Here is a 20,920-nt window from a genome sequence, read left to right on the forward strand (position 1 = left end):
CCTCACTCGACCGACAGCTCCAGCCACCGCTCCTCGAGCTCGGCGCGCTCGGCGAGCACCTCGCGCAGCTCGCCGTCCAGTCTCTGCAGCTGCGCGTGGTCGGTCGCTGCGGCCGCGAGCAGGGTGTGCAGCTCCTGCTCGCGCTGGGCCAGCCGGTCCAGGCGGCGCTCGATGCGGGTGACCTCCTTGCGGGCCGCCCGGTTCTCGGCGCCGCTGGGGGCCGACGTCCCGGCCGCGGCGGTCGCCCGGGCAGCGGGGGCGGCGGCGGCATCGAGGGCCGCCTCGAACGCCTGGCGGCGCTCGAGGTACTCGTCCACGCCCCCCGGCAGGTGCCGGATGCGGGCGTCCCCGAGCAGCGCCCACACCGAGCCGCAGACGCGCTCGAGGAAGTACCGGTCGTGGCTGACCGCGACGAGCGTGCCGTCGAAGCCGTCGAGCAGGTCCTCCAGGCCGGACAGCGTGTCGGTGTCGAGGTCGTTGGTGGGCTCGTCGAGCAGCAGCACGTTGGGCTCGGTCATGAGCAGCCGGAGCAGCTGCAGCCGTCGGCGCTCGCCGCCGGACAGGTCCGCGACCCGGGTCCACTGCCGGTCGCGGCCGAACCCGAGCCGCTCGAGCAGCTGGGCTGCGCTCTGCTCGCGCCCGCGGCCCAGGTCGACGACGGGCTTGACCTCCTCGACCGCCTCGATCACCCGGAGGCCCTCGGGCAGCTCGGCGGCGGCCTGGGAGAGGTAGGCGAGCCGTACGGTCTTCCCGACCTCCAGGCGGCCGGCCGCGAGCGCGTGCTCCCGGGCGATGACCCGCAGCAGCGTCGTCTTGCCGGCGCCGTTCACGCCGACGATGCCCACCCGGTCGCCCGGCCCGAGCCGCCAGGTGACCTTGTCCAGCAGGGTGCGGCTGCCCCCGTCGGGAGCCGGCACGGTGACGGTGGCGTCCTCGAGGTCGACGACGCTCTTGCCGAGGCGGGCGCTCGCGAACGCGACGAGCTCGACCTCGTCGCGCGGCGGGGGCTCGTCGGCGATCAGCGCGTCCGCGGCGGCGATGCGGAACTTGGGCTTGCTGGTACGCGCGGGCGCGCCCCGGCGCAGCCAGGCCAGCTCCTTGCGGAGCAGGTTCTGCCGCTTGGCCTCCTCGCCCGCGGCGACGCGGGCGCGCTCCGCGCGGGCGAGGACGTACGCCGAGTAGCCGCCCTCGTACTCGTGGATGCGCCCGTCGTTGACCTCCCAGGTGCGGTCGCAGACGGCGTCGAGGAACCAGCGGTCGTGGGTGACCACGGCGAACGCCCCGCGGCGGGCGGCCAGATGGCGGGCGAGCCAGGCCACGCCCTCCACGTCGAGGTGGTTGGTCGGCTCGTCGAGCAGCAGCAGGTCGTCGTCGCCGAGCAGCAGCCGGGCGAGGGCGACGCGGCGCCGCTCGCCGCCGGACAGGCCGGAGGAGTCGCGGTCGAGCGCCGCGAAGGCGGCCACGCCTCCGAACAGGCCGTCGAGGACGTCACGTGCCCGGGGGTCGCCGGCCCAGGCGTGCTCGGGCAGGTCACCGACGACGAGAGTGCGGATGGGCACCCCCGGCGGCAGGTCGTCGGCCTGGGTGAGCAGGCCGACGCGCAGCCCGCCCACGTGCACGACCCGGCCGGAGTCCGGCTCGACGCGACGGCCGAACATCTCCAGCAGCGTGGTCTTGCCGCCGCCGTTGCGCCCGACGACGCCGACACGGGCGCCCTCGGTCAGGCCGATCGTGACGTCGTCGAGGACGGCCCGGGTGCCCCAGGACTTGGAGACCGCTTCGAGGGCGGCGAGGGTGGCGACCATGGCTCGTGCTCGTTCCTAGCTCGGGTCGGAGGACACGACGCGTGCGCCGTCGACGGGGCCGGTGGCGACGCGGGCCTCACGCACGCCGGCGACCGTCGCGAGCCGTCGGGCCAGCGCGCGGGCCGCCGCGTCGTCGGAGGCGAGGAAGGCGCAGGTGGGGCCGCTGCCGGACACGAGGGCCCCGAGCGCGAGGCCGCGCCCGGCCGCCAGCACGTCCACCAGCCCGGGGCGCAGGGTGCACGCGGCCGGCTGCAGGTCGTTGGCGAGGGCCGCGCCCAGGGCCGCCGGGTCGCCGGAGGCCAGCGCCTCCAGCACGCCCGTCGACGCTTCCGGCGCCCCGACGCCCTGCCCCTCTCGCAGCCGGTCGCACTCGGCGTACACCGCCGGGGTGGACAGCCCGCCGTCGGCCAGCGCGAAGACCCAGGTCTGCCGGCCCTGCGCGGGCACCGCCGTCAGCCGCTCCCCGCGCCCGCGGCCCACGGCGGTGCCGCCGACGAGGGCGAAGGGGACGTCGCTGCCGAGCTGCGCTGCGAGCAGCTGCAGCTGCCCGGCGTCCAGCGGGACGTCCCAGAGCGTCGCGCAGGCGAGCAGCGCCCCGGCCGCGTCGGCACTACCGCCGGCCATGCCGCCCGCGACGGGGATGCCCTTGTCCAGCGTGATCCGCACGCGCGGCTCCACGCCCGCCCGGGCAGCGACGAGCTCGGCCGCGCGGGCCGCGAGGTTGGTGGCGTCGGCGGGGACCCCCGCGGCCTGCTCCCCGGTCACGACCATCTCGAGCCGGTCGGACGTCTCGACCGTGACCTGGTCGTGGAGCGAGACGGCCGAGTAGACGGTGACGACGTCGTGGAAGCCGTCGGGGCGCAGCGGCCCGACCGCCAGCTGCAGGTTGACCTTCGCCGGAACGCGTACGCGCACGCGCCCCATGCCGCGGTCCTCCCTGTCGTGCTCGGCCGGCCCCCGGACGGGGCCTCGGCCTGCCGGCTCGATGGTAGGCGACCGTGACGGCGTCCCCGCTGTGCGCGTCAGGCCGGGCGCGACGGACGGGCTTCCGCCAGCCGGGCGAAGTCGTGCACGGTCAGCGACTCGCCGCGGGCGAGCGGGTCGATGCCCGCTGCGCGCAGCGCCTGCTCGGCCGCGTCCGGTGAGCCCGCCCACCCGGCCAGCGCGGCCCGCAGCCCCTTGCGGCGCTGGGCGAACGCGGCGTCGACGACGGCGAACACGTCCTGTCGGCTCGCCGCGGTGGCGGGCGGGTCGCGCCGGTCGAGCCGGACCAGGCCGGAGTCGACGTTCGGGACCGGCCAGAAGACCGCACGGCCGACGGCGCCCGCTCGCGAGACCGCGGCGTACCACTGCGCCTTGACCGAGGGGACGCCGTAGACCCGGCTGCCCGGCGCCGCCGCGAGCCGGTCGGCGACCTCGGACTGCACCATCACCAGCGCCGAGCGCAGCGTGGGGAAGCGCTCGAGCAGGTGCAGCAGGACCGGGACCGAGACGTTGTACGGCAGGTTCGCGACGAGCGCCGTCGGAGCCGGCCCCGGGAGCTCCTGCACCGACAGCGCGTCGGAGAGCACGAGCTCGAGCCGGTCGGCGAGCGTGGGCGCGCGCTCGGCGACGGTGATCGGCAGGCGGGCGCCCAGCACGTGGTCGATCTCGACTGCGACGACCCGGCGCACCACCGGCAGCAGGGCGAGGGTGAGCGAGCCGAGCCCCGGGCCGACCTCGACCACCACGTCGTCCGGCCCGACCTGCGCCGTCTGCACGATGCGGCGCACGGTGTTGGGGTCGATGACGAAGTTCTGCCCCAGCGTCTTCGTCGGGCGGATGCCGAGGTCGGCCGCGAGCGCGCGGACCTCGCGTGGGCCGAGCAGCTGCGAGCTCACGCCGCTTCGCTGTGCATTGACGACTCCGACTGCTCGCGTGGCCTACGCGGCCTCTGCCGCAGTGCCGTGCCAGCGTAGGCCCACCCGTGGCGGCCGCGAGAATCGGCGTCGGAAGCCCTGCCGTGCGTCGTGCGCCGTACGACGATCGGCTCGTGAAAGCGGGCCCGCCCCACAGCACCACCGAATCGAGGTCTCGTGGTGCGCGCAGCAGAGCCTTCACAGGCATGGCCCTCCACCCGCGGCTGCAATCATGAGACAAAATGAGGGGAATAGCCGCCCGATAGAGACCACATTCTCCGGTTCGAGAAAGGGCGCGCGGTCGAGGCCGCGGCGCGTCTCGTACGGCCTGCTGACTGCGGCGCTGCCGACAGCCGTGGGCTCGGCAGCGCCCGCTTCGGCAGCTACCCCGCCGGGCAACCCCCCGGCTCGGACCGCGGGCCGGCGGCCTACACGACGGCGGGGGTCTTCGTCTACACCGTGCCGGACGGCGTGTACTCCGTGAAGGTCGAAGCGGGAGGCTCCAACGGCGGCCCGAGCGACGTTCGGCGTCATCGCCCACGGCTGACGCTCCGCGCAGCGGAGCGGGCGTTCACCAGCTCCCGAAAGCCCGCTCCGTGTTCGCCGCCAGCGCGAGGCACAGCTTCTCGACCGGCACGCCTTTCACCTGCGCCATCACCCGCACCGTGTGCGGGATGAGGTACGACGCGTTCGGCCGCCCGCGGTAGGGCATCGGGGTGAGGTACGGCGCGTCGGTCTCGACGAGCACGTTGTCCAGCGGTGTCACGCGCAGCGCCTCGCGCAGGCCCTCGGCGTTCTTGAACGTCACCGTGCCCGCGAAGGACAGGAACCAGCCGCGCTCGACGCAGTGCCGGGCCATGTCCGCGTCGCCGGAGTAGCAGTGGAAGACGACGCGGTCCGGCGCCCTGTCGGCGAGGACGCGGAGCACGTCCGCGTGCGCGTCCCGGTCGTGGATCATCAGCGCCTTGCCGTGCCGGTCGGCGATCTCGATGTGGGACCGGAACGACGATTCCTGCACCGCGCGTCCGTCCTCCGCGGTGCGGAAGAAGTCCAGCCCGGTCTCACCCACGGCGCGCACCCGCTCGTGCGCGGCAGCGGTGTCGACCTCGGCGAGCGCGTCGTCCAGCTCCCCAGCCGCGCCCAGCAGCGGGGCCTCGTTCGGGTGGAGCGCCACACCCGCGACGACCGTCGGGAACCGCTCGGCCGCCTCGACGGCCCACCTGACCCCGGGACGGTCGCAGCCCACCTGAACGATCCGCGAGATGCCCACGGCCGCCGCGTCGGCGATCGCCTGCTCCGGGGAGTACCACTCCTCGCCCTCGGCGCCGTCGGCGATGTCCATGTGGCAGTGGGCATCGGCGACGGGGAGCGGGAGCGGCTCGGGCGCGGGAGGGCGCGAGGTGTCGCGCGCACGGCCGCCGCCCTTCCGGCCCCGGGTGGGCGCGTCCGTCACTCCGCGGCCCCGCCCTGCAGCCGGGCCAGCTCCTCCTCGACGATGGACTCGTCGAGCTTCTTGAACACCGGCGTCGGCGGCGAGAGCGGCGTGCCCGGGCTGACGGGGCGCGACTCCCAGCGCGGGACGTCGACGTAGTCGCCGGTGAGGATCGGGTACGGCGGCCCGCCGTCGAGGTCCTCGACCTCCTCGATGCGCGGCAGCGGGGCGAGGACGCCCTCGCCGCCGAGCATCTCGTGGATCCGCTGCGCGCTGTGCGGGAGGAACGGCGCGAGCAGCGTGTTGCAGTCGCTGATCGCCTGCAGGGCGGTGAAGAGCACCGTGTCGCGACGCGCTGGGTCGTCCTTGAGCTTCCACGGCGCCTGGTCCGACAGGTACTTGTTCGCCTCGCCGACGATCCGCATCGCCTCGCCGATGGCGGCCTTCTGCCGGTGCTTCTCGAGCAGCGAACCCACGCTCGCGAACCCGGCTTCGGTCGTCGCGAGCAGCGCGCGGTCGTCGTCGGTCAGCTCGCCGGGCGTCGGCACGGCCCCGACGTTCTTCGCGGCCATCGAGATCGACCGGTTCACCAGGTTGCCCCAGCCGGCGACCAGCTCGTCGTTGTTGCGGCGGCGGAACTCGGCCCAGGTGAAGTCGGTGTCCTGGTTCTCCGGGCCCGCGACGGCGATGAAGTAGCGCAGCGCGTCCGCGTCGTAGCGCTCGAGGAAGTCACGCACGTAGATGACGATCGAGCGCGAGGAGGAGAACTTCTTGCCCTCCATGGTGAGGAACTCGCTCGACACCACCTCGGTGGGCAGGCCCAGCTCGCCGAGCTCCCCCGGCTCCCCGCCCTTCGCGCCGCCCCCGTCGTACCCGAGGAGGATCGCCGGCCAGATGACCGAGTGGAAGACGATGTTGTCCTTGCCCATGAAGTAGTAGGCGCGGCAGTCCTCGTCCTGCCAGAAGCGGCGCCACGCGTCCGGGTCGCCGGTCCGGCGCGCCCACTCGACCGAGGCCGAGAGATAGCCGATGACGGCGTCGAACCAGACGTAGATGCGCTTGTCCCCACGCTCCTCCCAGCCCTCGAGCGGGATCGGCACGCCCCACTCGAGGTCGCGGGTGATCGCGCGCGGCTGCAGGTCGTCGAGCAGGTTGAGCGAGAACTTCAGGACGTTGGGGCGCCAGTCCTCGCGCGCCTGCAGCCACGACCCCAGCGCTTCCGCGAACGCCGGCAGGTCGAGGAAGAAGTGCTCGGTCTCGACGAACTTCGGGGTCTCGCCGTTGATCCGGCTCTTCGGGTCGATCAGGTCGGTCGGGTCGAGCTGGTTGCCGCAGTTGTCGCACTGGTCGCCGCGGGCGGACGTGTAGCCGCAAATGGGGCAGGTGCCCTCGATGTAGCGGTCGGGCAGCGTGCGGCCGGTGGACGGGGAGATGGCGCCCATCGTGGTCTTCGGCACGATGTAGCCGTTGCGGTGCAGGGTGCGGAACATCTCCTGCACGACCGCGTAGTGGTTGCGCGTCGTCGTGCGGGTGAACAGGTCGTAGGACAGCCCCAGGCCCTGCAGGTCCTGCACGATGACGCGGTTGTAGCGGTCGGCGAGCTCGCGGGCGGTGAGCCCCTCGGCGTCGGCCTGCACCTGGATCGGCGTGCCGTGCTCGTCCGTGCCGCTCACCATGAGGACGTCGTGGCCCGCCATCCGCATGTAGCGGCTGAACACGTCCGAAGGGACTCCGAAGCCGGAGACGTGGCCGATGTGCCGCGGGCCGTTGGCGTACGGCCAGGCGACGGCGGTGAGGACGGGGCGAGCCATGCGCTCCAGCCTAGTGCGGTGCCTGCGGGCCCTCGGCGTCGTCGTCCACAGCCCGCGCGGCGAGCACCGCGGCGTACACCTGCTTCTTCGGCACGCCGGCCTCCTTCGCCACCGCCGCGAGCGCCGCCTTGCGGTCCTCCCCGGCCGCGACCCGCGCCAGCACCCGCGCGGCGAGCTCGGCGTCGTCGACGTCGCCCGCGGCCGGCGGCGGCGCGCCCCCGACGACGAGCGTGATCTCGCCGCGTACGTCGCCCTCGGCCCACCCCGCGAGCTCGGCGAGCGGGCCGCGGCGTACCTCCTCGTAGGTCTTCGTCAGCTCCCGGCACACCGCGGCGGGCCGGTCGTCGCCGAACGCCGCCGCGAGGTCGGCCAGCGACGCGGCCAGCCGGTGCGGGGCCTCGAAGAAGAGCAGCGTGCGCGGCTCGGCCGCGAGCTCGGCCAGCCGCCGGGCACGCTCGCCCGGCTTGCGCGGCAGGAAGCCCTCGAAGCAGAACCGGTCGGCCGGCAGCCCGGAGACGGCCAGCGCGGTCAGCACCGCGCTCGGCCCGGGGACGGCGGTGACGCGGACGCCGGCCTCGACCGCGGCCACGACGAGCCGGTAGCCGGGGTCGGAGACGCTGGGCATGCCCGCGTCGGTGACGAGGAGGACGCGCGCGCCGCGCTCGAGCTCCTCGAGCAGCTCCCGGGTTCGGGCCACCTCGTTGGCCTCGAAGTAGCTGACGGCCCGCGCGGGCGGGGGAACCCCCAGGGCGGCGCAGAGCCGGCGCAGCCGCCGGGTGTCCTCGGCCGCGACGAGGTCGGCGGCGGCCAGCTCCTCGGCCAGCCGGGGCGGGGCGTCGGAGGCGTTGCCGATGGGCGTGCCCGCGAGGACGAGCAGGCCCGGCTCGCGGTCGTCGGTCACGCCGCGACCCTACGATGACGGAATGGCCAGCACGCTCGCCCTGCCCGGGCAGCCCCCGGGCGAGCCCGCGCCCGCCCCCGAGGAGAGCATGCGGCCACGGCCGTCGGTCGCCGCGACCGTACGCCGCCGGCTGAGCGCGCCGATGCCGCAGGACGGGCCCTCCGGCTGGCTCGGCCCGCTCCTCGTGGCCACCGTCGCGGGCGTGCTGCGCTTCTGGCAGCTCGGCACCCCCGGCGACAAGGTCTTCGACGAGGTCTACTACCCGTCCGAGGGCGCGTCGCTGTGGGAGTACGGCGTCGAGGTCAAGGACGGGGCCCCGGAGTACGTCGTCCACCCGCCGCTCGGCAAGTGGGTGATCGGTTTCGGCGAGCAACTGTTCGACGGGTCCTTCGGCTGGCGCTTCTCGACCGCGCTGCTGGGGACGCTGGCCGTCTTCGTGCTGGCGCGGGCCGGCCGCCGGCTGTTCCGCTCGACGCTGCTCGGGTGCATCGCCGGCCTGCTGCTCGCGCTCGACGGGCTGCACGTCGTCATGAGCCGGACCGGCCTGCTCGACTCGATCCTGATGTTCTTCGTGCTGGCCGCCTTCGCCTGCCTGCTCGTCGACCGGGACGCGACAAGGGCGCGGCTGGCGCGCGCCCTCCCGGAGCGGCTCGGGACAGCGCCGGGCGCGGCCGGCCCCTGGCTCGGGGCGCGGCCGTGGCTCCTGCTCGCGGGCGCGTTCCTGGGCGCGGGGTGCGCGACCAAGTGGAGCGGGGCGTTCTACCTCGCGGTCTTCGGGCTGATGAGCCTGCTGTGGAGCGCCTCGGCCCGGCGGGCCGCAGGGGCCGCCCGGCCGTACCTCGCGGCGCTGCGGCGGGACCTGCCGGTCGCGGTCGTCGCGCTCGGGCTCGTCCCGGTGGCGGTCTACCTGCTGTCCTGGACCGGCTGGTTCCTCTCCCCGGCCACGGAGGCGTACGGGCGCGACTGGGCGGAGACGAGCCCGGCGTCGGGGCTCGGCTCGCTCGTCCCCGACGCGCTGCGCAGCCTCTGGCACTACCACGCGCAGGCGTACGAGTTCCACCGCAACCTGCGGACCAAGCACGCGTACCAGTCGAACCCGTGGAGCTGGCTGGTCCTCGGCCGCCCGGTCGCGTTCTGGTACCCGGCGAGCATCTCCGGCTGCGGCTCCGGCTCGTGCTCGCAGGCCATCCTCGCGCTCGGCACGCCCGCCCTGTGGTGGGCGAGCGTCGCTGCGCTGCCGGTGGTGGCCTTCCGCTGGCTCGGGCAGCGCGACTGGCGGGCCGGCGCGATCCTCGCCGGTCTCGCGGCCGGCTACCTGCCCTGGTTCAACTACCAGGAGCGGACGATCTTCTCGTTCTACGCCGTCGTGTTCGTCCCGTTCCTCGCGCTCGCCGTGACGATGGTGCTGGGCATGCTGCTGGGGCCGTCCCCGGCCAGGGCGGCCGCGGGCCGAGGGCATGCGGCCTCCGACGCCCCCTTCCCCGCCGGCGCGCAGGGGCAGGAGGAGGCGTACGGGTACGACGACGCGCGGGAGGCGGCGGCCGCGCGGCGCCGCACGTGGGGCGCGGCGGTCGTCGGGGCGTACCTGCTCATCGTCGTGGCGTGCTTCGCGTACTTCTGGCCGATCTACAGCGCGCAGATCATCGACCAGAGCGACTGGGCCGCCCGGATGTGGTTCCGCAGCTGGATCTGACGGGCGTCAACCGCCGCCGGCCCGGGCGCAGCGGCGGCGACTGACCGGGCTACAGCTTCCCGGTGCGCAGCGCCCAGCGCTCGAACACCAGCGACCCGAACGGCGGGATGCTCGCGATCAGTGCGAGCAGCGTGGTCCGGACCGACCAGCGCAGCGGGCGCACCGTGGCGAGGGCGAGCAGGACGTACAGCACGAAGACGGCGCCGTGGATGGGGCCGAAGATCTTGACGCCGATCTCGTTCTCGACGACGACGTACTTGAAGAACATCCCGACGAGCAGGCCCAGCCAGCTGACCGCCTCGGCCACCGCGACGACGCGGAAGCGCCCGGAGGGCGTCGCGAGCAGTGGGCGCTCGGTGGCGGCGGCGGGCGGCGTGGCCATGGTGCTCCTTCGCGGGTGGGCTCGTCGCGACGCTACCCGAGCCCGGCCGCCACGCAGGAGCCCGCCGGCTGCGATCTCGGCCACTCGACCAGGGCCGCGGGAGGGGCACGAACGACAACAGCCCGGCTCGAGTGAGCCGGGCTGTCTGGGTGGAGCTGAGGGGATTTGAACCCCTGACCCCCTCGATGCGAACGAGGTGCGCTACCGGACTGCGCTACAGCCCCAGAACGAGAAGAATCATAGCCGACGCCGGGAGCGGGCCGCGCAGCCCCTCCGCAGGCAGCCGCGCAGGCACGGCTAGTCGCCGACGGCGCGCCGGTGCTCGAGGATCGCGTCCAGCTCGTCGTCGGCCGCCGCGGCCGGGACCGGGGGGGCCGCCGGGGCGGCAGGGGCCGCGGGAGCGGGCGTCGCGGGAGCGGCGTCGGAGCGCCGGGCCTCGTTCCAGAACGCGGCGACGTCGCGGGTGCGGCCGCGCGTGGGCGCCGGCGGCTTGGTGACGTACGTCGGCAGCGGCACCGAGCGCGGGTCCCAACCGTCGTCGAGCAGCTCGTCGAGGCCGGCCTCCTCGGGCTCGGAGCCTTCGGCGGCGTCCTCGACCGCCGCGTCGTCCGACCGCGAGCCCGAGCGCCGGGCGGCGAGCAGCCCGGAGACGGAGCTGAGCCGGCGCGCCCGGGCCGCGGTACGCCGGTCGACCGCCTGCCGCGAGCGCTGCATCTGCGCGCGGGCGCGGGCCTGCAGGCGCAGGTGCACGACGTAGGCGACGAGCAGCAGCCCGAGCAGCAGCGGCACCGCGCCGGGCAGCCAGCCCGGCAGCAGGAGGAGCAGGCTCAGCAGGAACGCGACCGCCAGGCCGAGCAGGTTGCGCCGGCGGCGGACGGCCAGGCTGGGGCGCCGGGCGGGGCCGGCCTGGCCCCGGCGCACGGGAGGACGGCCGCTGGCCGGGCGCGGGCTGGGCCGCGTGCCGGGCCGGACGGCGGGCCGCACCGGCTGCCGGGCCTCGGCCGGGGCGGCCGGCCGGGCGGCCGACGGCGCCGGGGCGGGCATCGGCGGGCGGGGGCGCTCAGCGAGCCGCGGCCGGCGCGCCGCGAGCGTGTCCCACGAGAACCGGCGCGGGCCGGGGGCACCGCTCACATGAACCTCCGCGACCTGCTCACGGGCGGGCAGCACCACGTAGCGGTGCCCGGGCGACTGGGACGGGCCACGCCGCGACAGCACGCGCATGGCGGAGGAGAACCGCTCGACCGACCGGGACTCGTTGCGCTCGTCGTGCCGGCGCAGCCACATGGGAACGAGCACGACCACCCAGGCCGCGACGATGGTCCCGAAGATCAGCCCGGTCACGGAGGTAAACGCTAGGTGGAGGCGCACGCCGGACGAGGGATGCGCAACGGCGTGTCGTATGTGACGGTTGAGATTAGTGGGACGAGCGCGCCCGCCACCGCGCCAGCACGCCCTCCGGCACCTCCTCGGCGGTCAGCGCGAAGCTGCGGTGGTCACGCCAGTCGCCGTCGATGTGCAGCAGCCGCTCCCGCAGGCCCTCGTCGCGGAAGCCGAGCTTCTCCACGACCCGCAGGCTGGCCGCGTTCTCCGGGCGGATGTTCACCTCGATGCGGTGCAGCCCGACCGGGCCGAAGCAGTGGTCGGTGACGAGCGCGACCGCGGTCGGGATCACGCCACGGCCGGCGACGGCGGCGTCCACCCAGTAGCCGATGTGCGCCGAGCACAACGACCCACGGGTGATGCCACCGACCGTGACCTGGCCGACGAGCCGGCCTTCGTAGGTCACGACGAACGGGAGCGCGCGGCCGGCACGCGCCTCCTTGCGCAGGAAGCGGACGGTGGCCTGGAACGACACCGGCGGCCGGGTCGGGTCCGGCGGCGTCGCCTCCCACGGCGTCAGCCAGTCGACGTTGCGCCGGCGGACCTCCCGCCACGTCGTCGCGTCGCGCAGCCGCAGGGGGCGTACCCCCACCGGCCCGGCGGCGAGCTCGGCCGGCCAGCCCCGGGCGCTCACACCCCGCCGCCCGCCCGGTGGTCGACGCCCGCGAGCTGGTCCAGCGCGTGCGGCACGACCGACCCGAGCACCGGCAGCGCGTCCCTGCACGCGCCCGGCGACCCCGCGACGTTGACGACCAGCGTCGCCCCGGCCACGCCGGCGACCCCGCGCGAGAGCATCGCGGTCGGTACGCCCTTCGCCACCCCGGCAGCGCGCAGCGCCTCGGCGAGCCCGGGCACCTCGCGCTCGATCACGGCCCGGGTCGCCTCGGGGGTGCCGTCGGTCGGCGAGATCCCGGTGCCGCCGGTCGTCACGACCAGCGAGTACGCCGCGTCGACGGCCGCCCGCAGCGCCTGCTCGACCTGCGGGCCGTCCGGCACGACGTCCGGGCCGTCGACCGCCAGCCCGAGCGCAGCCAGCCCCTCGACGAGCAGCGGGCCGGTGCGGTCCTCGTAGACGCCGGCGGCGGCCCGGCTGGAGATGCTCAGGACGAGCGCGCGCGGGCTCACGCGCCGGCCCCCGCGTCCCGCGTCCAGGTGCCGGACTTCCCGCCGGACTTGGACTCCATCCGCACGTCGGTGATGACCGCGCCGCGGTCGACGGCCTTGACCATGTCGACCAGCGTCAGCCCGGCGACCGCGACGGCCGTGAGCGCCTCCATCTCGACCCCCGTCCGGTCCGCGGTGCGGGCCGTCGCGCGGATCGAGACGCCGGCGTCGACGACCTCGAGGTCCAGCTCGACGCCGTGCAGCGCCACCGGGTGGCAGAGCGGGACGAGGTCCGGGGTGCGCTTGGCCCCCGCGATGCCGGCGATGCGGGCGACGGCGAGGGCGTCGCCCTTGGGCACCCCCTCGCCGCGCAGCAGGGCGACGACCTCGGGCGTGGTGCGCAGCAGGCCGGACGCGACGGCGACGCGGGCCGTCACCGGCTTGGCCGAGACGTCGACCATCCGCGCCGCGCCGCGCTCGTCGACGTGGGTCAGCCGGGCAGCGTCGCTCACCGGTCCCCTCCGTCGAGCACTTCGTCCGCGGCGTCGTCCGGCGCGTCGCCCGCGGGCGAGCCCCCGAAGGGCAGGACGCTCACCATGCCTCCCTCGGGAACCGACGTCACATCCTCGGGCAGGACGATGAGCGCGTCCGAGCGCGCCAGGCTGGCGACCAGGTGCGAGCCGGGGCCGCCCACGGGCTCGACCTCGATCGTCCCGTCCCGGGTGCGCAGCCGCCCGCGCAGGAACTGCCGGACGCCCTCGCGCGAGGTCAGCGCGGTGGTGGACACCGCCGGCACGAGGGGCCGGGCGGCCGGCTCCATCCCGAGCATGCGGCGGATCGCCGGCCGGACGAAGACCTCGAAGGAGACGTACGCGCTGACCGGGTTGCCCGGGAGGGTGAAGATCGGCGTCCCGTCCGGGCCGACGGTGCCGAAGCCCTGCGGCTTGCCCGGCTGCATCGCGACCGGCCCGAACGCCACCGTCCCGAGCCGGCCCAGCACCTCCTTGACCACGTCGTACGCGCCCGCGCTGACGCCGCCGGTGGTGATGACGAGGTCGGCCCGGACCAGCTGGTCCTCGATCGCGTCGAGCAGCGTGGTGGGGTCGTCGGGGACGATCCCGACGCGGTAGACGATGGCGCCGGCCTCGCGCGCCGCGGCGGTGAGCCCGGGGCCGTTCGCGTCGCTGACCTGGCCGTGGCCGGGCGGCGTCCCGGGCTCGACCAGCTCGGTGCCGGTGGAGATGACGACGACGCGCGGTCGGGGCCGCACCGAGACGCGCGAGCGCCCGACCGCCGCGAGCAGCATGATGTGCGGCGGCCCGAGCCGGGTCCCGGCGGTGGCGACGACCTCGCCCGCCGACACGTCGTCGCCCTGCCGCCGGATGTGCTGGCCGGCGGACGGCGGGCGGCTGATGCGCACGGTCGCGACCCCGCGGTCGGTCCACTCGACGGGGACGACCGCGTCGGCGCCGGCGGGCACGGGCGCGCCGGTCATGATGCGCACGCACTGGCCGGGCGCCACCCGGTAGGCCTGCGCGGAGCCGGCGGGGACGTCCCCCACGACCGGCAGCTCGACCGGTGATTCCTCGGAGGCCGCGAGGACGTCCTCCCGCCGGACCGCGTAGCCGTCCATGGCGCTGTTGTCCCAGGCCGGCAGGTCCGTCGCCGACGTGACGTCCTCGGCGAGGATGCACCCGTCCGCCTCGAGCAGCTGCAGCTCCAGCGGCGGCAGCGGCTGGACGCGGGCGAGGACGTCCGCGAGGTGCTCGTCGACGGTCTTCACGCCGGTCAGGCTCAGTGCCCCTGCTCCGCGACGAACTCGCCGAGCCAGGCACGCAGGGCCGGGCCGAGGTCGTCGCGCTCGGCGGCGAGCCGGACGACGGCCTTGATGTAGTCGAGCCGGTCGCCGGTGTCGTAGCGGCGGCCGCTGAAGATCACGCCGCTCACGCCGCCGCCCTGCTGGGGCGGCATCGTGGCGAGCGTGCGCAGCGCGTCGGTCAGCTGGATCTCGCCGCCGCGGCCGGGGGCGGTGTGGCGCAGGACCTCGAACACGGCGGGGTGCAGGACGTAGCGCCCGAGGATGGCCAGGTTGCTCGGGGCCTCGTCGACCGGGGGCTTCTCGACGAGGTCGCCCACGGCGACGACGTCCTCCTCCTCGGTCTTCTCGGCCGCGACGCAGCCGTAGAGCGAGATGGTCTCGGCCGGGACCTCCATGAGGGCGATGACGCTGCCGCCCCGGGCCGCCTGCACCTCGAGCATGCGCTCGAGCAGGTGGTCGCGCTCGTCGATGAGGTCGTCGCCGAGCAGCACGGCGAAGGGCTCGTTGCCCACGTGCTCGGCGGCGCAGAGGACGGCGTGGCCGAGCCCGCGCGGGTCGCCCTGGCGCACGTAGTGGACGGTCGCCATGTCGGTCGAGGCGCGCACGGCGTCGAGCTTGGCCGTGTCGCCCTTGGCCTCGAGCGCCAGCTCGAGCTCGACGTTGCGGTCGAAGTGGTCCTCGAGCGGGCGCTTGTTGCGCCCGGTCACCATGAGCACGTCGTCGAGCCCGGCGCGCACGGCCTCCTCGACGACGTACTGGATCGCCGGCTTGTCGACGACGGGGAGCATCTCCTTGGGCGTGGCCTTCGTGGCCGGCAGGAAGCGGGTGCCCAGCCCCGCCGCGGGCACCACGGCCTTGGTCACGCGAGTCATGCCCGGAACCCTAACGCCCGGCCACGTCGGCCGGCCCGTCCGCCTGCCGGCCGACCGCGGGGCCGACGGCGACCCGCCACCGGTCGCGCCCGGCCCGCTTCGCCTCGTAGAGCGCGGCATCGGCGGCCCGGGTCAGCGTGGCGGGGGTGGAGCCGTGGACGGGGAACTCGGCGATGCCGATCGAGACCGTCACGGGGATCGACGGCTCGCCCTTGGCCCCGGCGACCGGGGTGCGCGACACCGCGACCCGGATGCGCTCGGCGAGCATCGTCGCCCCCTCGATCGTCGTCTCCGGCAGGACGAGCACGAACTCCTCCCCGCCGTAGCGGGCGAGGATGTCGACCTCGCGGACCAGCTCCCCGACGCGCTCGGCGAACTCGCGCAGCACGGCGTCGCCCCGCTGATGGCCGTAGGTGTCGTTGACGTGCTTGAAGTGGTCGAGGTCGAGCATCAGCACGGCGAGCGGCCGGTCGAAGCGGGTGGCGCGCTCGATCTCGCGGGCAAGGCTCATCGACAGGTAGCGGAAGTTCCACAGCCCGGTGAGCGGGTCGGTGATGCTCAGCCGCTTGGCCTCGCGGTGGCGCAGCACGTTGTCCAGCGCGATCCCGGCCGACCTCGTCAGCGGGAGCAGCTGCTCGGCGTCGTCCGCGCCGAAGGGCCGGCCCTCCGTGCGGTCGAACATCGCGAGCACGCCGGCCGAGCGCTCGCCGCGCAGCGGGACGGCGAGCAGCTCGGCCCCGACCGGCTCCCCCGGCCCCGCGACAGCCTCTCCGGTACGCCCCGAGCCGGGCGCCGCCGTCAGCCGTCCGTGCAGGGCCTGACCGTCCCGGGCGACCGCCGCGAGCGCGCCCGCACCGGCGGCCAGCCGGCTCGGCAGGGCGAACGCCTCGCCCGGCCGGTCCGCCGCCTCCCCGCGCGTGGTGATCAGCGAGTACGGCCCGCCGGAGTCCGAGACGTAGATGCCGCCCCGCCGGGCGCCGGTCACGGCCATGGCCGACTCGAGGACGACGCCGGCCAGCGCCTCCAGGTCGTGGGTGGAGCCGAGCGCCTCGCCGAGCCGGCCGTGGTACTCGCGCATCTCGGCGGTCATGCGGTTCAGCGAGCGGCCGAGCCGCCCGACCTCGTCGTCGCTCTGCTCGGGCAGCCGCGCCCCGAGATCGCCGGAGGCCACCCGCTCGGACGCGTCGGCCAGGTCCAGCAGCGGGCGGAGCAGCCGGCGGGCGAGCAGCCAGCCGAGCGGCAGGGCGAGCGCGCAGCCGACGGCGACGCCGAGCGCCGCCGCCAGGGTGAGCGGCACGCGGGAGCGGGCCTCCTCCGCGGCGACCACGCGCAGGCCGGCTCCCTCGGCCAGCCCGACGGCGACGACGAGGCGGTCGTCCGCGCGGGTGGCCCGGCCCGGCTCGTCGGCCGCGCGGGCCAGCTCGGCGGCCGCGTCGGCGGGCAGGGTGGCGACGACCGGCCGGTCCCCGTCGGCGAGAACGACGTCGCTGCGCAGCCCCAGCCCGCGCACGGCGGCGCGCAGGGCGTCGGCGTCGAGGACCCGCACCGCGGTGGCCGAGACGATGCCGGGCGAGCCGGCGGCGCCGGCAGACCGCACCGGGGTGACCGCCGCGACGACCGGGAACCCGGCTCCCTCGGAGCAGGGGCGCAGGCCGGCGACGGTCAGTCCGGGCGGCAGCTGCCCGCGCCCGTCGACGTCGCCGTCGGCGTACGTCACGGCCGCGTAGTCGAGGGCGGACGCGTCGCGCGCGTTGTCGAGCGCGCCACCAACGTCGCCGACCGCCGCCTCGGCGGCCAGCGCCCGGCTGGCCGGCCCGAGCTCCCGGCAGGTGGCCGCGAGCTGCGCGGCGACCCCGCGGGCGGCGGCGTTGAGCTCGGCGACCGTGCGGGAGTCGTCGGCACGGCCGACGAGGAGCACGAAGGCGGCGCTCCCGACCAGGACGGGGAGGACGACGAGCGCGCCGACGACGAGCCAGAGGCGGCGGCTCAGACCCACACGCCCATCCTTTCGCAGCTCCGCCGTGAGACCCCCACCTACCCTGGGCGATCATGATCTCACCGGGTGAGCCGAGCGCGAGTCGAACGGCGGCCGGCGACGCCAAGGCCGTGCTGCGGGCGCGGCTGCTCGCCCGGCGCCGTGCGCGCCCGGCCGCCCAGCGGGCCGCGGGCTCGGAGGCGGTCTCGGCCGCGCTCCTCCGGCTGCCGGAGGCCGGGCGCGTGGCCTGCGTGGCGGCGTACGCCGCGGTCGGGAGCGAGCCCTCGGTCGACGCCGCGCTGGACGCGCTCGCTGCGCGCGGCGTACGCGTCCTCCTCCCGGTCCTGCAGAAGGGGCTGGACGTCGAGTGGGCCGAGCGGCCGGCGGCCGGGGCCGGGCTGGTCGCGTCCGCGGTGCGCCCGCGGCTGCGCGAGCCGGCCGGCCCCTCGCTGGGCACCGCGGCCGTGGCCGAGGCGGGGCTGGTGGTCGCCCCGGCGCTTGCCGTCGGGCGCGACGGGACGCGGCTCGGGCGGGGCGGGGGGTCGTACGACCGGGCCCTGCGGCGGGTCGCGCCGGGCGCGCTGGTCGTGGCGGTCGTGTGGGCGGACGAGCTGCTCGACACGGTGCCGACCGAGCCGCACGACGCGTCGGTCGGCGCGGTCGCCACACCGGACGGGGTGCTGCGGCTGCCGGCGACGTGACCCACCGCGACCGCGCCGCCCCCTAGGGTTCCGGCAAACACCAGCTGCCGGAGGTGACGTGAGCGAGGACGAGTTCAACGTCGCCATGCTCGTGGGCGCGGTGGTCCTCCTGCTCGCGGTGGCGACCCTGCGGCTGTCGGTCCGCACGGGGCTGCCCTCGCTCCTGCTCTACGTCGCGCTCGGGATGCTGCTCGGCGAGGACGCGCTGGGCATCGAGTTCAACGACCCGCAGCTGACCCAGCTGCTGGGCTACGCCGCGCTCGTGATCATCCTGGCCGAGGGCGGCCTGACCACCTCGTGGAACTCCGTGCGCGGCTCGGTCCCGGTCGCTGCGGTGCTGTCGACCGTCGGGGTCGGGGTCTCGCTGGCGGTCACGGCGGTGTTCGCGGCCCCGCTGCTCGGGCTGGACGCCCGCAACGCGCTGCTGCTCGGCGCGATCCTCGCCTCGACCGACGCGGCCGCGGTGTTCAGCGTGCTGCGCCGGGTCCCCTTGCCGAAGTCGCTGTCGGGCGCGCTGGAGGCCGAGTCCGGCTTCAACGACGCGCCCGTCGTCATCGTCGTCGTCGCGCTCGCCGAGCACGGGCTGGGCGCGTCGGACCTGTGGGAGCTGCCGGCGCTGCTGGTCTACGAGCTCGCGGCGGGCGCGGTGATCGGGGCCGGCGCGGCCGTGCTGGGGACGTTCGTGCTGCGCCGCGCGGCGCTGCCCTCGGCGGGCGTGTTCCCGCTCGCCGTGGTGGCCCTCACCGTCGCGTCGTACGGTGCGGCGACGGTGCTGCACGCCAGCGGGTTCCTCGCGGTGTACGTCGCGGGCCTGGTCCTCGGCAACGCCGGGCTCCCGCACCGTCCCGCGACCAGGGGCTTCGCCGAGGGGCTCGCCTGGCTGGCGCAGATCGGGCTGTTCGTCATGCTCGGCCTGCAGGTCGACCCCTCGGACCTGCCGTCGGTGCTGCTGCCCGGGCTCGCGCTCTCGGTCGTCCTGCTGCTCGTCGCCCGCCCGCTGTCGGTGATCGCGAGCGTGGCGCCGTTCCGCCTGCCGTGGCAGCACGCGGCCTTCCTGTCCTGGGCGGGGCTGCGTGGGGCGGTGCCGATCGTGCTGGCGACGGTGCCGGCGGTGCACCACCTGCCGAACGCCTCCCGCGTCTACGACGTCGTCCTCGTCATCGTCGTCGTGCTGACCCTGGTGCAGGGGCCGACCCTGCCCTGGGTCGCCCGCAAGCTGCGGCTCGCCGACCCGCTGGAGGCCCGCGAGGTCTACCTGGAGGCCAGCCCGCTCGGCCGGCTGGGCGCGGACCTGCTCGAGGTGCACGTGCCCGTCGGCTCGCGGCTGCAGGGCGTCGAGCTGTGGGAGCTGCGGCTCCCGCGCGACGCCGCCGTGGCGCTGATCGTGCGCGAGGGGCGGGCGGCCGTGCCCACCCGCGACACGACCCTGCGGGCCGGGGACGAGCTGCTCCTCGTGGTCACGCCGGAGGCGCGCGAGACGACCGAGCGCCGGCTCAAGGCGGTGTCGCGCGGGGGCCGGCTCGCGCGCTGGGGCGGGCCGCGTTGAGATAGGGCGCATGCGCTACCTGGACGTCGACACCGCCAAGCCGGTCTCCGCGATCGGCCTGGGCACCTGGCAGTTCGGCTCGGCCGAGTGGGGCTACGGCTCGGAGTACGCCGACGACACCGCCCGGGCGATCGTCCGCCGGGCGGTCGAGCTCGGCGTCACGCTCTTCGACACCGCGGAGGTGTACGCCCGCGGCCGCAGCGAGCGCATCCTCGGTGCCGCGCTCCAGGCCGCCGGCGCGGACCCCGACCGGGTCTTCCTGGCCACGAAGATCCTGCCGGTGCTGCCCGTGGCGCCGGTGGTGGAGCAGCGGGCCGTCGCCAGCGCCGCGCGGCTGCTGGCCCGGCGGCTGGACCTCTACCAGGTTCACCAGCCCAACCCTGTCGTACGCGACCGCACGACGATGCGCGGAATGCGGGCGCTGCAGACGGTGGGCCTGGTCGGCGAGGTCGGCGTCAGCAACTACTCGCTCGACCGCTGGCAGCAGGCCGAGGAGGAGCTGGGCTCCCGCGTGCTGTCGAACCAGGTGCAGTACAGCCTCGTCCGCCGCGACCCCGAGCGCGACCTGATCCCGTACGCCCGGGAGCGCGGCCGCGTCGTCATCGCCTTCAGCCCGCTCGCGCAGGGCCTGCTCTCCGGCCGCTACTCCCCCGACGACCGGCCGACCGGCGGCGTGCGCGCCCTCAACCGGCACTTCCTGCCGGAGAACCTGCGCCGCTCCGCCCGCCTGCTCGACACGCTGCGCGAGGTCGCCGACGCGCACGAGGCGAAGCCTGCGCAGATCGCGCTCGCCTGGGTGATCCGCGACCCGCACGTGGTCGCCATCCCCGGCGCCTCGTCGGTGGAGCAGCTGGAGAGGAACGCGGCCGCGGCCGACATCGTGCTCGCGCCCGACGAGGTCGAGGCGCTGAGCGCGGCGGCCGAGGCGTACGAGCCGACGACCGGTGCCGCCACCGTCACGGAGCTGCTGCGGTCGCGGCTGGGGCGGTAGCTCGTGGGCGTTGAGACTCTGGCGCTGCCGCCGCTGCTCGGTCCCGTCCGGCGGGCCCTGCGTCTGCGCACGCGGCCCATGCGCGGCGTGCCCCGGCTGCGCGGCGCCGTGCTCGAGCAGCGCCGTGGTGCCTTCGTGCGCCGGGTGCCGTTGCGCGGAGCCACCGTCGAGCTGGTCCCCGCGCGCCCGGGCCGGCTGCTCCTGCGCGCGACAGCCGGGCGGAGCATCGAGGTGGAGCTGCTGCGGGTGCGGCCCGGCGGCGGGCGCAGCCAACCCGTCGGCGAGCTGCTGGCGCTTGCCGATGCCGTGCCGGCGGGGCCGGTGGCCCTTGCCCTGCGCGAGCAGGCGGCGTACCTGAGCCGAGGGCTGGCGCTGCCGGACTTCTCGCCGCTTGCTGCTCAGGTGGGCAGGAGCGGCACCCGGCTCGGCGACATCGCCGACGGCATCGGCTCCCTGCCTTAGGGCGGGGCACGACGGGGGGCGTGGGGTCGGGGCGTGAGCGGTCGGCTCGGGTGCCGTCGGTGGTCGGACGCGGCGCCTACTGGTGGTGCGGGGCGGTTGCACTGTCATGCCGATGACAGGGCGTCTGCACGGGTTGACGATCTCGTCT

19 protein-coding genes and 1 tRNA gene are annotated in these 20,920 nt (G+C 75.7%); 5 read left to right on the forward strand and 15 right to left on the reverse strand.

The features are described from left to right. Positions 1-2: 2 nt before the first annotated feature. The 6 genes from G9H72_RS11760 to rsmI form a co-directional block, all read right to left on the reverse strand. A complete protein-coding gene (locus G9H72_RS11760) occupies positions 3-1,805 on the reverse strand; it encodes an ABC-F family ATP-binding cassette domain-containing protein (RefSeq protein ID WP_166171152.1) in 1,803 nt (600 codons plus the stop codon). Between the two features lie 15 nt (positions 1,806-1,820). Further along, complete coding sequence (locus G9H72_RS11765) at positions 1,821-2,729, reverse strand: 4-(cytidine 5'-diphospho)-2-C-methyl-D-erythritol kinase (protein ID WP_166171154.1); 909 nt, start codon at positions 2,727-2,729, stop codon at positions 1,821-1,823. A gap of 98 nt (positions 2,730-2,827) precedes the next feature. Further along, on the reverse strand, positions 2,828-3,685 hold the full coding sequence (rsmA, locus tag G9H72_RS11770; protein ID WP_166171156.1) for a 16S rRNA (adenine(1518)-N(6)/adenine(1519)-N(6))-dimethyltransferase RsmA: 858 nt from the start codon (positions 3,683-3,685) through the stop codon (positions 2,828-2,830). 589 nt (positions 3,686-4,274) lie between these two features. Then, entirely contained in the window at positions 4,275-5,156 is an 882-nt protein-coding gene (locus tag G9H72_RS11775) for a TatD family hydrolase (protein ID WP_331272222.1), read from the reverse strand. Continuing rightward, positions 5,153-6,946, reverse strand: a complete 1,794-nt coding sequence (gene metG, locus G9H72_RS11780) for a methionine--tRNA ligase (protein ID WP_166171160.1) — start codon at positions 6,944-6,946, stop codon at positions 5,153-5,155. The genes G9H72_RS11775 and metG overlap by 4 nt, the downstream gene beginning before the upstream one ends. A 10-nt stretch (positions 6,947-6,956) precedes the next feature. Continuing rightward, positions 6,957-7,847 (reverse strand): 16S rRNA (cytidine(1402)-2'-O)-methyltransferase, encoded by an 891-nt coding sequence (gene rsmI / locus G9H72_RS11785; RefSeq protein WP_166171162.1) that lies wholly within the window; start codon positions 7,845-7,847, stop codon positions 6,957-6,959. Between the two features lie 22 nt (positions 7,848-7,869). Between rsmI and G9H72_RS11790 the strand changes: the two genes are divergently transcribed. Further along, positions 7,870-9,540: a dolichyl-phosphate-mannose--protein mannosyltransferase gene (locus tag G9H72_RS11790; protein ID WP_231126805.1), complete on the forward strand. Its 1,671-nt coding sequence runs from the start codon at positions 7,870-7,872 to the stop codon at positions 9,538-9,540. 49 nt (positions 9,541-9,589) lie between these two features. Here G9H72_RS11790 and G9H72_RS11795 read toward each other — a convergent pair whose 3' ends face one another. From G9H72_RS11795 to G9H72_RS11835, 9 genes are all read right to left on the reverse strand, one after another. Next, on the reverse strand, positions 9,590-9,922 hold the full coding sequence (locus G9H72_RS11795) for a DUF3817 domain-containing protein (protein WP_166171166.1): 333 nt from the start codon (positions 9,920-9,922) through the stop codon (positions 9,590-9,592). 150 nt (positions 9,923-10,072) lie between these two features. Then, positions 10,073-10,146: transfer RNA gene (locus G9H72_RS11800), tRNA-Ala, on the reverse strand. Between the two features lie 73 nt (positions 10,147-10,219). Next, positions 10,220-11,263, reverse strand: a complete 1,044-nt coding sequence (locus G9H72_RS11805) for a hypothetical protein (RefSeq protein WP_166171168.1) — start codon at positions 11,261-11,263, stop codon at positions 10,220-10,222. Positions 11,264-11,336: 73 nt separating this feature from the next. Next, positions 11,337-11,936 carry a GNAT family N-acetyltransferase gene (locus tag G9H72_RS11810; protein WP_166171169.1) on the reverse strand — a complete coding sequence of 200 codons (600 nt, stop codon included), beginning with the start codon at positions 11,934-11,936 and terminating at the stop codon, positions 11,337-11,339. Continuing rightward, positions 11,933-12,427, reverse strand: a complete 495-nt coding sequence (locus tag G9H72_RS11815) for a MogA/MoaB family molybdenum cofactor biosynthesis protein (protein WP_166171170.1) — start codon at positions 12,425-12,427, stop codon at positions 11,933-11,935. Before G9H72_RS11815 ends, G9H72_RS11810 begins: the two co-directional genes overlap by 4 nt. Continuing rightward, on the reverse strand, positions 12,424-12,867 hold the full coding sequence (moaC, locus tag G9H72_RS11820) for a cyclic pyranopterin monophosphate synthase MoaC (RefSeq protein WP_196791127.1): 444 nt from the start codon (positions 12,865-12,867) through the stop codon (positions 12,424-12,426). Before moaC ends, G9H72_RS11815 begins: the two co-directional genes overlap by 4 nt. A gap of 47 nt (positions 12,868-12,914) precedes the next feature. After that, positions 12,915-14,189 (reverse strand): molybdotransferase-like divisome protein Glp, encoded by a 1,275-nt coding sequence (gene glp, locus G9H72_RS11825; RefSeq protein WP_166171172.1) that lies wholly within the window; start codon positions 14,187-14,189, stop codon positions 12,915-12,917. A gap of 11 nt (positions 14,190-14,200) precedes the next feature. Continuing rightward, a complete protein-coding gene (gene galU, locus G9H72_RS11830; protein ID WP_166171173.1) occupies positions 14,201-15,097 on the reverse strand; it encodes a UTP--glucose-1-phosphate uridylyltransferase GalU in 897 nt (298 codons plus the stop codon). A 10-nt stretch (positions 15,098-15,107) separates the two neighbouring features. Further along, positions 15,108-17,093, reverse strand: coding sequence for a GGDEF domain-containing protein (locus tag G9H72_RS11835; protein WP_166171174.1), 1,986 nt, complete (start codon positions 17,091-17,093; stop codon positions 15,108-15,110). A 53-nt stretch (positions 17,094-17,146) separates the two neighbouring features. Here G9H72_RS11835 and G9H72_RS11840 point away from each other — a divergent pair, with 53 nt between their 5' ends. Genes G9H72_RS11840 through G9H72_RS11855 form a run of 4 tightly spaced genes read left to right on the forward strand, consistent with a single transcriptional unit; the run spans position 17,147 to position 20,772 of the window. After that, positions 17,147-17,773: a 5-formyltetrahydrofolate cyclo-ligase gene (locus tag G9H72_RS11840; protein ID WP_166171175.1), complete on the forward strand. Its 627-nt coding sequence runs from the start codon at positions 17,147-17,149 to the stop codon at positions 17,771-17,773. Positions 17,774-17,831: 58 nt separating this feature from the next. Beyond that, positions 17,832-19,319 (forward strand): potassium/proton antiporter, encoded by a 1,488-nt coding sequence (locus tag G9H72_RS11845; RefSeq protein ID WP_331272223.1) that lies wholly within the window; start codon positions 17,832-17,834, stop codon positions 19,317-19,319. Positions 19,320-19,329: 10 nt separating this feature from the next. Next, on the forward strand, positions 19,330-20,310 hold the full coding sequence (locus G9H72_RS11850; protein WP_166171176.1) for an aldo/keto reductase: 981 nt from the start codon (positions 19,330-19,332) through the stop codon (positions 20,308-20,310). A gap of 3 nt (positions 20,311-20,313) precedes the next feature. Beyond that, entirely contained in the window at positions 20,314-20,772 is a 459-nt protein-coding gene (locus G9H72_RS11855; RefSeq protein ID WP_166171177.1) for a hypothetical protein, read from the forward strand. The last annotated feature ends 148 nt before the right edge of the window (positions 20,773-20,920 follow it).

The sequence above is a fragment of the Motilibacter aurantiacus genome (genome assembly GCF_011250645.1).
Taxonomy (GTDB): Bacteria; Actinomycetota; Actinomycetes; order Motilibacterales; family Motilibacteraceae; genus Motilibacter_A; species Motilibacter_A aurantiacus.

What these genes read in the sequence shown, in the direction of transcription:
- G9H72_RS11760 (WP_166171152.1), bottom strand. Translation starts at nt 1,805, where the DNA reads ATGGTCGCCACCCTCGCCGCCCTCGAAGCGGTCTCCAAGTCCTGGGGC.
- G9H72_RS11765 (WP_166171154.1), bottom strand. Translation starts at nt 2,729, where the DNA reads ATGGGGCGCGTGCGCGTACGCGTTCCGGCGAAGGTCAACCTGCAGCTG.
- metG (WP_166171160.1), bottom strand. Translation starts at nt 6,946, where the DNA reads ATGGCTCGCCCCGTCCTCACCGCCGTCGCCTGGCCGTACGCCAACGGC.
- G9H72_RS11790 (WP_231126805.1), top strand. Translation starts at nt 7,870, where the DNA reads ATGGCCAGCACGCTCGCCCTGCCCGGGCAGCCCCCGGGCGAGCCCGCG.
- G9H72_RS11795 (WP_166171166.1), bottom strand. Translation starts at nt 9,922, where the DNA reads ATGGCCACGCCGCCCGCCGCCGCCACCGAGCGCCCACTGCTCGCGACG.
- moaC (WP_196791127.1), bottom strand. Translation starts at nt 12,867, where the DNA reads ATGGTCGACGTCTCGGCCAAGCCGGTGACGGCCCGCGTCGCCGTCGCG.
- galU (WP_166171173.1), bottom strand. Translation starts at nt 15,097, where the DNA reads ATGACTCGCGTGACCAAGGCCGTGGTGCCCGCGGCGGGGCTGGGCACC.
- G9H72_RS11840 (WP_166171175.1), top strand. Translation starts at nt 17,147, where the DNA reads ATGATCTCACCGGGTGAGCCGAGCGCGAGTCGAACGGCGGCCGGCGAC.
- G9H72_RS11850 (WP_166171176.1), top strand. Translation starts at nt 19,330, where the DNA reads ATGCGCTACCTGGACGTCGACACCGCCAAGCCGGTCTCCGCGATCGGC.